This window comes from Staphylococcus sp. EG-SA-2, from assembly GCF_017152085.1.
In genome coordinates this window covers 1-2929 of record NZ_JACYHC010000580.1, presented here as the reverse complement: position 1 = coordinate 2929, position 2929 = coordinate 1, and the positions used below count along the sequence as shown (strand labels likewise).

The 2929-nt window shown below is 35.6% G+C and carries 3 protein-coding genes; 2 read left to right on the top strand and 1 reads right to left on the bottom strand.

All coding sequences use genetic code 11. The features are described 5' to 3' along the window. Positions 1-768, top strand: a 768-nt coding sequence (mhqE, locus tag IDG60_RS10235; RefSeq protein ID WP_206160666.1) for a ring-cleaving dioxygenase MhqE, incomplete at its 5' end; no start/stop codon positions are given. 30 nt (positions 769-798) lie between these two features. After that, entirely contained in the window at positions 799-1392 is a 594-nt protein-coding gene (gene mhqD / locus IDG60_RS10230; RefSeq protein WP_000400021.1) for a methylhydroquinone degradation carboxylesterase MhqD, read from the top strand. 104 nt (positions 1393-1496) lie between these two features. On the opposite strand, the gene IDG60_RS10225 is transcribed toward mhqD, so the two are convergent. After that, positions 1497-2576: a YkvI family membrane protein gene (locus tag IDG60_RS10225; RefSeq protein WP_001549787.1), complete on the bottom strand. Its 1080-nt coding sequence runs from the start codon at positions 2574-2576 to the stop codon at positions 1497-1499. Positions 2577-2929: the final 353 nt, after the last annotated feature.

Here is a 2929-nt window from a genome sequence, read left to right as displayed (position 1 = left end):
TTCTTTGATTTTCCAAATATTACAAAAGGGCAGGCAGGAACAAATTCCATTACAAGACCGTCTTTTAGAGTGCCTAACGATGACGCATTAATGTATTATGAACAGCGCTTTGATGAATTTGGTGTTAAACACGAAGGTATTCAAGAATTATTTGGTAAAAAAGTGTTGCCATTTGAAGAAGTCGATGGCCAAGTGTATCAATTAATTTCAGATGAGTTAAATGAAGGGGTAGCACCTGGTGTACCTTGGAAGAATGGACCGGTTCCAGTAGATAAAGCGATTTATGGATTAGGACCCATTGAAATTAAAGTAAGTTATTTTGACGACTTTAAAAATATTTTAGAGACTGTTTACGGTATGACAACTATTGCGCATGAAGATAATGTCGCATTACTTGAAGTTGGCGAAGGCGGCAATGGTGGCCAGGTAATCTTAATAAAAGATGATAAAGGGCCAGCAGCACGTCAAGGTTATGGTGAGGTACATCATGTGTCATTTCGTGTGAAAGATCATGATGCAATAGAAGCGTGGGCAACGAAATATAAAGAGGTAGGTATTAACAACTCAGGCATCGTTAATCGTTTCTATTTTGAAGCATTATATGCACGTGTGGGGCATATTTTAATAGAAATTTCAACAGATGGACCAGGATTTATGGAAGATGAACCGTATGAAACATTAGGTGAAGGTTTATCATTGCCACCATTTTTAGAAAATAAAAGAGAGTATATAGAATCAGAAATAAGACCATTTAATACTAAGCGTTAACATGATTAATTGGAATGAGGAGGATTTGTGATGGAACATATTTTTCGTGAAGGACAAAAAGGTGCACCAACGCTAATATTGTTGCATGGTACAGGTGGCGATGAATTCGATTTATTGCCATTAGGCGAAGCATTGAATGAAAATTATCACTTGTTAAGTATTAGAGGACAAGTTTCAGAAAATGGGATGAACCGGTATTTCAAACGTCTTGGTGAAGGTGTTTATGATGAAGAAGATTTGGAATTTCGTGGACAAGAATTGTTAGCGTTCATTAAAGAAGCTGCTGAACGTTATGAATTTGATATTGAAAAAGCAGTACTTGTTGGATTTTCAAATGGATCAAATATAGCGATTAACTTAATGTTGCGTTCGGAAGCACCATTTAAAAAAGCATTGTTATATGCACCGTTATACCCAGTTGAAGTAACGTCAACAAAGGATTTATCAGATGTAAGTGTGTTGCTTTCTATGGGGAAACATGATCCAATTGTGCCATTAGCTGCAAGTGAACAAGTCATTAACTTGTTTAAGACACGTGGGGCAGTAGTCGAAGAAGTTTGGGTGAATGGTCATGAAATTACAGAAACTGGATTAACGGCTGGTCAACAAATACTTGGGAAATAACAGTTCTATTAAGAAGCGGACAGATGGAAAAGATTTTTACTTTTCATCTGCCCGCTTTTTTGATTTTGAAGTGCTGTAATAAATTTTACAATAGTATAGATGTTTTAATCGATATGAGATTTGCCGGTAATACGCTTAATTAAACCTTTATAGAGTACAGGTATGAGTAAGATGAAACCGAACAATCCCATAATAGGGAATACTTTTCCAATTAATGAAATGAAACCGATAAATGTACTAATATAAGTGATGACAGCCATTGTAATAATAATGATGAAGTAACGTCTGCTGAATGGAACGCTGAAACGTGACGCAAATGCATACATTAATCCAACAACAGTATTGTAGATGACAAGTATCATAATGACAGACATAATAATACCAATTGACGGAGACATTTGTGTCGCTAATTTTAATGTAGGTAAATCGACGTGTTTAATTTTATCGAATTGAGAAATTAAACCTAGGTTAATCATCATGAGTAAAAATGTAATGATTAAACCGCCAATCAAGCCCCCGTATAACGTTGAGTCACGATATTTAACTTTGCTACCCATCACTGATAAGAAGCTGAAGGCAGCAGCAATTTGCAAGCTTGCATAGTTAATCGCATCAAACCACCATCCAGGTGATAATGATTTCTGCTTATGAATCTGAGCATCATTATTAGCGGCAGTAAAATCAAGATGACTCGTTGTGAAATAGTAGACCGCAATCATAATGACAATTGCAATTAAAAATGGAGTAACTCCACCAAGCACAGCAATTAAACGATCGAATTTTAGAAACAGTGTTGCTAAAATAAAGGCGACTAATATGAGTGCGCTCAGCCAATACGGTAAGTTGAAACTTTGATGAATGGTTGACGCACCACCTGCAGTCATAATAATAGCTAAAGACAACATAAACATTGTTAAAATAATATCAAAACCTCTTGCAATAGAGGGGTATAAGAAATAGTTAATTGAATCAGAATGATTTCTGGACTTTAGATGATGACCTGTATGCATGACAACCATTCCACCTAAAGTAATCAATAGTCCTGTTACAATAATGCCTGAAATGCTATATGCGCCATGACTTGTGAAAAACTGGAAAATTTCTTGACCAGTAGCAAAGCCGGCACCAACGACAACACCAACAAAGGCAAATGCCACAATAATGGACTCTTTTAAGATACGCATGATTTAAAAATGTCCCTTCGTAATTTTAAGTAATATAGAAAATGTAACATACATGTTAATGAAAAATATAGTACTAATATAGTATTTTGTTAAATTGAAGTAGAAGCGAGGGCGTCGGTCATTTCATTAATTTATTAGTTGATTTTGCATTTTTTTGCTGTAAAGTTGTTATAATACAGTTAACAGGAATTAGCATAGATACACCAATCCCCTCACTACTCGCAATAGTGAGGGGATTTTTTTCGGTGTAGCTAGGTCGCCTATTTATCATCGCGTTTGCGTAGCCAATGCGTAAACCGCATCAATACAACAGTATACAATACATGCATAAAATGTCGTCTTTAGTCTAAGTA